At 73.7% G+C, this 8,274-nt stretch carries 7 protein-coding genes and 1 rRNA gene; 3 read left to right on the top strand and 5 right to left on the bottom strand.

Annotated elements, in window-relative coordinates; all coding sequences use genetic code 11:
* Window positions 1–683: sigma factor-like helix-turn-helix DNA-binding protein (locus ACWENR_RS26865; RefSeq protein ID WP_452279737.1), on the top strand; the 683-nt coding region annotated here is incomplete at its 5' end.
* A gap of 34 nt (window positions 684–717) precedes the next feature.
* On the opposite strand, the gene ndk is transcribed toward ACWENR_RS26865, so the two are convergent.
* Window positions 718–1,143, bottom strand: a complete 426-nt coding sequence (ndk, locus tag ACWENR_RS26860; protein ID WP_452279736.1) for a nucleoside-diphosphate kinase — start codon at window positions 1,141–1,143, stop codon at window positions 718–720.
* Window positions 1,144–1,286: 143 nt separating this feature from the next.
* Here ndk and ACWENR_RS26855 point away from each other — a divergent pair, with 143 nt between their 5' ends.
* Entirely contained in the window at window positions 1,287–2,675 is a 1,389-nt protein-coding gene (locus ACWENR_RS26855) for a VOC family protein (protein ID WP_452279735.1), read from the top strand.
* Window positions 2,676–2,733: 58 nt separating this feature from the next.
* Here the strand turns inward: ACWENR_RS26855 and ACWENR_RS26850 are convergent, their stop codons facing one another.
* The 3 genes from ACWENR_RS26850 to ACWENR_RS26840 are packed head-to-tail and all read right to left on the bottom strand — an operon-like array spanning window position 2,734 to window position 7,111.
* Window positions 2,734–3,165: a DUF4233 domain-containing protein gene (locus ACWENR_RS26850; protein ID WP_452279734.1), complete on the bottom strand. Its 432-nt coding sequence runs from the start codon at window positions 3,163–3,165 to the stop codon at window positions 2,734–2,736.
* The gene (locus tag ACWENR_RS26845; RefSeq protein WP_452279733.1) at window positions 3,162–4,496 is read right to left on the bottom strand and encodes a bifunctional folylpolyglutamate synthase/dihydrofolate synthase; all 1,335 of its coding nucleotides are present in this window, start codon (window positions 4,494–4,496) and stop codon (window positions 3,162–3,164) included. The genes ACWENR_RS26850 and ACWENR_RS26845 overlap by 4 nt, the downstream gene beginning before the upstream one ends.
* Entirely contained in the window at window positions 4,493–7,111 is a 2,619-nt protein-coding gene (locus ACWENR_RS26840; protein WP_452279732.1) for a valine--tRNA ligase, read from the bottom strand. The genes ACWENR_RS26845 and ACWENR_RS26840 overlap by 4 nt, the downstream gene beginning before the upstream one ends.
* 69 nt (window positions 7,112–7,180) lie before the next feature.
* On the opposite strand from ACWENR_RS26840, the gene ACWENR_RS26835 reads away from it, so the two are divergent.
* Entirely contained in the window at window positions 7,181–7,864 is a 684-nt protein-coding gene (locus ACWENR_RS26835; protein ID WP_452279731.1) for a hypothetical protein, read from the top strand.
* A 184-nt stretch (window positions 7,865–8,048) separates the two neighbouring features.
* Here ACWENR_RS26835 and rrf read toward each other — a convergent pair.
* Window positions 8,049–8,165 (bottom strand): 5S ribosomal RNA (rrf, locus tag ACWENR_RS26830).
* Window positions 8,166–8,274: the final 109 nt, after the last annotated feature.

Raw genomic sequence — 8,274 nt, 5'->3', positions numbered from 1 at the left:
GGCTGGCGCTCGACCGGCTGCGCGCCCGGCAGGCCGCCCGGGAGACGTACGTCGGGCCGTGGCTGCCCGAACCCGTGCCGACCGCGCCGTCGCCGTTCGGGCCGCTGGACTCCGTGGAGCTGCGCGACTCCCTCTCCACCGCCCTGCTGCACCTGCTGGAGCGGCTCACCCCGCCGGAGCGCGCGGTCTACGTGCTGCACACCGCCTTCGACCTGCCGTACGCCGAGATCGCCGGGCTCCTGAACCGGTCGGTGGCGGACTGCCGGCAGCTGCACCACCGGGCGGTGGCCCGGATCGGCCAGGACCGGCGCCGGTTCACCGCCGGCCGGGCCGAGCAGGAACGGCTGCTGGACGCCTTCCTCGCCGCCGCCCGCGACGGCGACCTGGCGGCGCTGACCGGGCTGGTGGCGGCCGACGCGACCAGCTGGACCGACGGCGGCGGCCGGGTGAAGGCGGCCCGCAACTCGGTCTCGGGCGCGGACCGGGTGGCCCGCTTCTTCGCCGGCCTCTACGGCCCCGGCCGGGAGTTCACCGCGCGCCGGGTGGAGCTCAACGGTCAGCCGGCCGCCCTGGTGACCCGCCCCGACGGCGCCACGTACGCGCTGACCGTCGGCGCGGCCGGCGGGCGGATCACCGGGTTGTACCTGGTCGGCAACCCGGACAAGCTGCGGTGGGCCGCCTGAGCGGGCGGCCCGGCCGCGGGGACCGCCGGGGCGGTCAGCCCAGCTCGGGGAACCAGAGCGCGATCTCGCGCTTCGCGCTGTCCGGCGAGTCGGAGGCGTGCACCAGGTTCTCCCGGTTGGACAGCGAGAGGTCGCCGCGGATGGTGCCGGCCGCCGCCCTGCGCCCGTCGGTCGACCCGACCAGCCCGCGCACCACGTCGATGACCTGGTCGCCCGAGAGCACCAGCGCGACCAGCGGGCCGCCGGTCATGAAGTCCTTCAGCGGCGGGTAGAACGGCTTGTCCACGTGCTCGGCGTAGTGCTCGTCGGCCAGCGCGGCGTCCATCGTCCGGGACACCATCGCGTCGATCCGCAGCCCCTTGCGCTCGAAGCGGGAGATCACCTCGCCGACCAGCCCACGGCGGACCGCGTCGGGCTTGATCAGTACGAGGGTGCGCTCGTCGGGGCTGCTGCTGGACACGCTGGGTTCCTCCTGTGCGCGGAAGGCGGTCGGGCTGGGTACCGTCAGCGTAGCGACCCGGTCCCGGCGCCGGCGCGGCGGCCGGTCTTTCCCCCGGCGGCCGATCCGGCCTAGCCTGGCCCTTGACCCCCGGGAGGTCCACAGTGGCGAATGGCGGGAACCGGCCCATCGCGCCGGTACGCAAGCTGATCGCCGCGGTGCTCGGCACCGTGGCCACCTTCGTGGTCCTCTTCGGGCTCGGCATGACGAGCTGGGCCATCGTGGCGCTCGGGGTCGCCCTGCTGGTGCTGGCCGTCGCGCTGGCCACCGTGCGCGGCGGCGGGCGCACCTGGGTGGTCGGCGTCGGCCACGTGCACAGCGCCTCCGAGCCGCCCACCCAGTACGCCTTCGGCCGCTGCGAGCTGCAACTGGTGATCGACGCGCCGGGGCTCCCGCCCCGGTCCAAGAAGATCATCGAGCCGCGGGTGCCGGTGGCGAAGTGGCCGTCGCTGGGGCAGACGCTGCCGATCCGGGTGGCCCTGGACGACCAGCGGCACGTCCGGGTGCTCTGGGACGACGTGCCCACCCACGCCGAGACCGCCGCCACCGTCGCCGCCGACCTCCCGCCCGAGTACGCGGGCCCGGATCCGCTGGACGACGTGCTGATCCAGCAGGAGGCCCCGCCGTGGGCCGACCGCGCCCCGGACGACGACTTCCGTGACGACTTCCGTGAGCCGCTCGGCGACCCGGTCGCCGACCCGCTCGGCGATCCGCTCGGCGACCCGCTCGGTGGGGAGCCCGTCGGGCGCCCCGAGGAGCGCGAGCCCGTCGTGGTGCACCAGCGACCCGGCGGCCCGGTCGTGCTGGAGGGCACGCTCGTCGAGCAGCCCACGACGGGCACCCTGCCCCGCCGCGCCACCCCGACGCCCCGCCCGCCGGCGGAGGAGCGGTTCGATCCGCCCGCCCCCGCCGACCGGCGCGCCGACCCACCCGTGCCGGACCCGCTCGACCCGCTCGACCCGCTCGACCTGCCCCTGGACGACCCCATCCAGACCCGCGAGCGGGCCCGCGACGAGCGGATCAGCCAGGCGGAGCTGGACGAGGCGATCTTCGGCCCGGTGGCGGCCCGCGCCGACGAGGAGGCCGGCGACACCGCGGCCGACGCCGACGACACCGGTGCGCCGATCGCGGGCGTGGGGCTGACGCTGCTGGTCACCGACCTGCCCCGCTCGCTGGCGTTCTACCGGGACCTGGGCTTCACCGAGGTCGACCGGGGCTCCGGCAACGCCGTCCTCGCCTCCGGCGCCACCCGGCTGGTGCTGCGGGAGGTCACCGAGGCCGCGCCGATCAGCCGCCGGCTCGTGCACGTCAACCTCGAGGTGGACGACATCGACTCCGCGTACGAGCGGCTGCGCGGCTCCGGCGTCCGGTTCACGTACGCCCCCCGGGTGGTCAACCGGGGCACGAAGCTGGAGGTGTGGGCCGCCGCGTTCCGCGACCCGGACGGGCACGGCATCGCCCTGACCCAGTGGCGCGAACGCGCCGACGCCTGAGCCCGTCGACCCGGGCGCGGCGCCTGCCGACCCGCCCGCTCGTCGGCCCGCCCGCTCGTCAGCCCAGGATGACCCGGCGGACGTGCAGGGCGTAGGCCCAGACCAGGGCGAAGACGACGCCCAGCGCGAGCAGGGACCAGTGCAGCAGGCCGGCCAGCATCAGCAGCCCCTGCAGGACGATGCCGGCGTGCCACACCCATGGCCGGCGCATCATGCCGGCCAGCAGCACCGCCGCCACGGCCAGCCCCACGACCGTCGCGATGGCCGCCCCGCCCAGGTCGCCCCCGACCATCCGGATCGGCTGGATGGCCAGCACCAGCACCAGCGCCTCCAGGATCAGCGTGCCGGCACCGAGCCCACGCACCGCCCGCTCCGGGTTGCGCAGTCCCGACCGACGCCGCCGGCCCGCCGGCTGCCCGGCGGGGTCCGCGCCGGCGGTCGGCTCCGCCGGGCGGCCCTCGCCCGCCGCGCCCCGCTCCGGCCGGCTCATCGCTTCAGCAGCCGGCGGGCGTCGGCCACGGTCACCACCGATCCGGTGATCAGCACCCCGACGCCGCTCAGCTCTCCCGGCACGTCCTCCTCGGCCATCGCCACCGCCGTCTCGATCGCGTCCGGCATCTCCTCGGCGACCTCGACCCGCTCGGGGCCGAAGACCTCGGCGGCCAGCGCCGCCAGCTCCCGCGTCGGCATCGCCCGGGGCGAGCTGTTCCGGGTCACCACGACCCGGTCGACCACCGGCTCCAGCAGCTCCAGCAGGCTGGCCGCGTCCTTGTCGCCGAGGACGCCGACGACGGCCACCAGCTTGCTGAAGGCGAACTCCTCCTGCAGCGCGGTGACCGTGGCGGCCATCCCGTGCGGGTTGTGCGCGCCGTCGAGCAGGATCGTCGGCGCGCTGCGTACGCGCTCCAGCCGGCCGGGCGAGCTGGTGGCGGCGAAGCCCTCCCGGACGGCCTCGATGTCGAGCTGCCGCTTGGCCCCGACGCCGAGGAACGCCTCCACCGCCGCCAGCGCCACGGCCGCGTTCTGCGCCTGGTGGGCGCCGTGCAGCGGGACGAAGATCTCCTCGTAGACGCCGCCGAGGCCCTGGAGGGTGAGCACCTGCCCGCCGACGGCGACCGCCTTGCGCAGGACGCCGAACTCCGAGCCCTCCCGGGCGACGGTCGCGCCGACCTCGGCGCAGCGCTCCAGGATCGGGCGGGCCGCCTCCTCCTCCTGCGCCGCGGAGATGACCGTCGCGCCGGCGTGGATGATGCCCGCCTTGGCCAGCGCGATGTCCTGGATGGTGTCGCCGAGCCACTCCGTGTGGTCCAGCCCGATCGGCGTGATCACCGCGACGCCGGCCTGGAGCACGTTCGTCGCGTCCTCGGCGCCGCCCAGCCCCACCTCGACCACCGCCACGTCCACGGGGGCGTCCGCGAACGCGGCGAACGCCATCGCCGTGGTCATGTCGAAGTACGTCAGCGGCTCCGCCGAGCGCTCGTCGACCAGCCGGGCGAGCGGCTCGATCTCCCGGTACGTGGCGGTGAACCGCCCCTCGTCGACCGGCTCGCCGTCCAGGCTGATCCGCTCCCGGACGGTCTCCAGGTGCGGGCTGGTGTAGCGGCCGGTGTGCAGCCCGAAGGCCCGCAGCAGCGAGTCGATCATCCGGGCCGTCGAGGTCTTGCCGTTGGTGCCGGTCAGGTGGATCGACGGGTACGCCCGCTGCGGGCTGCCGAGCAGGTCCAGCAGCGACTCGATCTTGTCCAGCTCGAACGCCATACGGGTGAACCCGCGGCCGGCCAGCTCGGCCTCGACGGCGGCGAAATCGGTACGGTCGGTCACGAGGGCAGCGCCTCCAGAGCGGCGTCGATGCGGACGAGGTCGGCCTCGGCCACGGCGAGCCGGTCACGGATCTTGGCGACCACCGGTTCCGGCGCCTTGCCGACGAACGCCGGGTTGTCCAGCTTCGCCCGGGCCTGCGCGGCCTCCTTCTCGGCGGCGGCGCGGTCCTTGGTCAGCCGGGCCCGCTCGGCGGCCACGTCGATCGTCCCCCGGGTGTCCAGGGCGACGCTCACCTCGCCGGGCATGGCGAGCGTCGCGCTGGCCTGGAAGTCGTCGCCGGCCGCGTCGAGGCGCACCAGCGACCGGATCAGCGGCTCGTGCGCGGCGACACCGGCGGCGGCCAGCCCGTCGAGCCGCGCGGCCACCCGCTGCGTCGGGCGCAGCCCCTGGTCGGAGCGGAACCGCCGGATCTCGGTCACCACCCGCTGGAGGGTGCCGACCTCGACCTCCGCGGCGTCGTCGACTCCCGTACGGTCGGCCACCGGCCAGGCGGCCGTCATCACCGTCTCGCCGCCGGTGAGCGCGGTCCACAGCTCCTCGGTGACGAACGGGACGACCGGGTGCAGCAGCCGCAGCAGCTGGTCCAGCACGTGCCCGAGCACCCGGCGGGTCGCCTCGGCGGCCGGGCCGCCCTCGGCGAGCACCGGCTTGGTCAGCTCCACGTACCAGTCGCAGACGTCGTCCCAGGCGAAGTGGTAGAGCAGGTCGCAGACCTTGGCGAACTCGTACGCCTCGAACTGCTCGTCGACCTCGGCGGTGACGTGCGCCAGCCGGGACAGGATCCACCGGTCGACCGTCGAGAGCGTGTCGGCCGCCGGCAGCGGCCCCTCGGTGTGCGCGCCGTTGAGCAGCGCGAACCGGGTGGCGTTCCACAGCTTGTTGCAGAAGTTGCGGGAGCCCTGGCACCACTCCTCGCTCACCGGCACGTCCCCGCCCGGGTTGGCGCCCCGGGCGAGGGTGAACCGGGTGGCGTCGGCGCCGTAGCGGTCGATCCAGTCCAGCGGGTCGACGACGTTGCCGAACGACTTCGACATCTTCTTGCCGAACTGGTCGCGGACCATGCCGTGCAGGGCCACCGTGTCGAACGGCTGCCGGCCGTCCACCGCGTACAGGCCGAACATCATCATCCGGGCGACCCAGAAGAAGAGGATGTCGTAGCCGGTCACCAGGACGCTCGTCGGATAGAACTTCGCCAGGTCCGGGGTCTGCTCCGGCCAGCCGAGGGTGGAGAACGGCCACAGGCCGCTGGAGAACCAGGTGTCCAGCACGTCCTCGTCCTGGCGCCAGCCCTCGCCGGTCGGCGGCTCCTCGTCCGGGCCGACGCAGACGATCTCGCCCTCCGGGCCGTACCAGACGGGGATGCGGTGGCCCCACCAGAGCTGCCGGGAGATGCACCAGTCGTGCATGTTGTCGACCCAGGCGAAGTACCGCTTGGCCAGTTCGGCCGGCTCGATCTTCACCCGGCCGTCGCGCACCGCGTCGCCGGCCGCCTTGGCCAGCGGGGCGGTGTTGACGAACCACTGGAGCGACAGCCGCGGCTCGACGGTCGTCTTGCACCGGGAGCAGTGCCCCACCGCGTGCACGTACGGCCGCTTCTCGGCGACGATCCGGCCCTGCTCGCGCAGCGCGGCGACGATCGCCGGCCGGGCCTCATACCGGTCCAGGCCCTGGAACGGGCCGGGCGCGGTGATGACGCCCCGCTCGTCCATGATCGTCAGCGACGGCAGGTCGTGCCGCTGGCCGATCTCGAAGTCGTTCGGGTCGTGCGCGGGAGTCACCTTGACCATGCCGGTGCCGAAGCTCGGGTCGACGTGCTCGTCGGCCACGATCGGGATCCGCCGGTCGGTCAGCGGCACGGCCACCTCGGTGCCGATGAGGTGCCGGTAGCGCTCGTCGTCCGGGTGGACGGCGACCGCGGTGTCGCCCAGCATCGTCTCGGCCCGGGTGGTGGCGACCACGACGTCGTCGCTGTAGCGGATCGAGACCAGCTCGCCGTCGTCGTCGGTGTGCTCCACCTCGATGTCCGACAGCGCCGTCAGGCAGCGCGGGCACCAGTTGATGATCCGGTTGGCCCGGTAGATCAGCCCGTCGTCGAAGAGCTTCTTGAACATGGTCTGCACGGCCCGCGACAGGCCCTCGTCCATGGTGAAGCGCTCGCGGTCCCAGTCGACGGAGTCGCCGAGGCGACGCATCTGGCCGAGGATCGCGCCGCCGGACTCGGCCTTCCACCGCCACACCCGCTCGACGAACTTCTCCCGACCCAGGTCGTGCCGGGACAGGCCCTCGCCGGCGAGCTGCCGCTCGACCAGGTTCTGGGTGGCGATGCCGGCGTGGTCCATGCCGGGCAGCCACAGCGCCTCGTGGCCCTGCATCCGCTTGCGGCGGGTCAGCGCGTCCATCAGGGTGTGCTCGAACGCGTGGCCCATGTGCAGGGAGCCGGTGACGTTCGGCGGCGGGATGACGATGGTGAAGGGGGGCTTGTCGCTGTCCGCCGACGCCCGGAAGTGGCCGGCGGCTACCCACTGCTCGTACCGTCGCTGCTCTACCTCGCCGGGCTGGTACTGGCCGGCAAGGGTCGGGGCGTCGGGGCGTCGGGCATCCAGTCTCTCGGTCACCCCGAAAGTCTACGGAGGGCTTCTCCGGACCCGACGTGCGCCACCTGCTGTTCGCGTACGGTGTCGGCTATGTCCGACGCACATCTCACCGAGCGGCCGGTCAACGACGGCTCCGAGCCGATCGACCTGACCGACGAGCCCATCCAGCTGAGCAACCGGGACCCGGAGCACGCCCCCGAGCGGCGGGCGGCACGGTCGCGGCGCCGGCGGATCGCCTGGGCCGCCGCGGCGTTGGTCGGGCTGGCGGGAGCCGCCGCGATCGGCGTGGCCGGTTGGCGCGTGGCCCAGCAGAAGGACGCCGACCTGGCCACCCCGGACCGCGTGGCGGGCCTGGTGCGGGACGACAGCGAACGGGCCCGCAGCACGTCGGACTACCTGCGCAGCGGCTTCGCCGCCGACATCGACCTGGACAGCAGCTTCGGCACGGTCTACCGGGACCCGGCCGACGACAAGCGCTCCGTGCTCGTCTTCGGCGGCACGACCCTGCTCTGGCAGCCGGAGCGCGACCTGGACAGCCTCTTCAGGCTGCTGACCGACGAGACCGGCAGGGTGACGGGGCTGCGGGACGTGCCGGCCGGGCGGCTGGGCGGCGTGATGAAGTGCGGCACGACCAGCGGCGACGGCGGCGACTTCGCCGTCTGCGGGTGGGCCGACCACGGGAGCGTCGTGATGGCCATGTTCCCCGGGCGCGCCATCGACGACGCCGGCACGCTGTTCCGCTCGATGCGCGAGGAGATGCAGACCCGCGAGTGAGCTGGTGGTTGTGGGAGGGCGGGGGCCGCGGCTGCTGTTGCGGCGCCCGCACGCCACCGGCTCGTCCACCCAACCCCGCGCGGGCTGCCGGCTGTGGACGCTCGTCGCCACCCGGGCGGCGGATTGGGCACGCCAGAAATGCGTTCAGGGCCCCCCCCTGAGGGGTGGCCCTGAACGAAAGATTGTCCGGCGGTGTCCTACTCTCCCACACCCTCCCGAGTGCAGTACCATCGGCGCTGGAGGGCTTAGCTTCCGGGTTCGGAATGTAACCGGGCGTTTCCCCTCCGCCATGACCGCCGTAACTCTATGAACATGTCAAACAACACCACACACGTGGGTGTTCGCTCGTTCAGAGTTGCACAGTGGACGCGTAGCAGCTTAGTAGTCAAGTCCTCGGCCTATTAGTACCG

It is taken from the genome of Micromonospora sp. NPDC004336 (genome assembly GCF_053602615.1).
The sequence above is the reverse complement of the archived record's forward strand: the minus strand, read 5'-3'. Positions and strand labels throughout refer to the sequence as shown.

Excerpts from the sequence above, each read along its gene's own strand:
- ACWENR_RS26850 (WP_452279734.1), bottom strand. The coding sequence starts at position 3,165 with ATGAGCCGGCCGGAGCGGGGCGCGGCGGGCGAGGGCCGCCCGGCGGAG.
- ACWENR_RS26835 (WP_452279731.1), top strand. The coding sequence starts at position 7,181 with ATGTCCGACGCACATCTCACCGAGCGGCCGGTCAACGACGGCTCCGAG.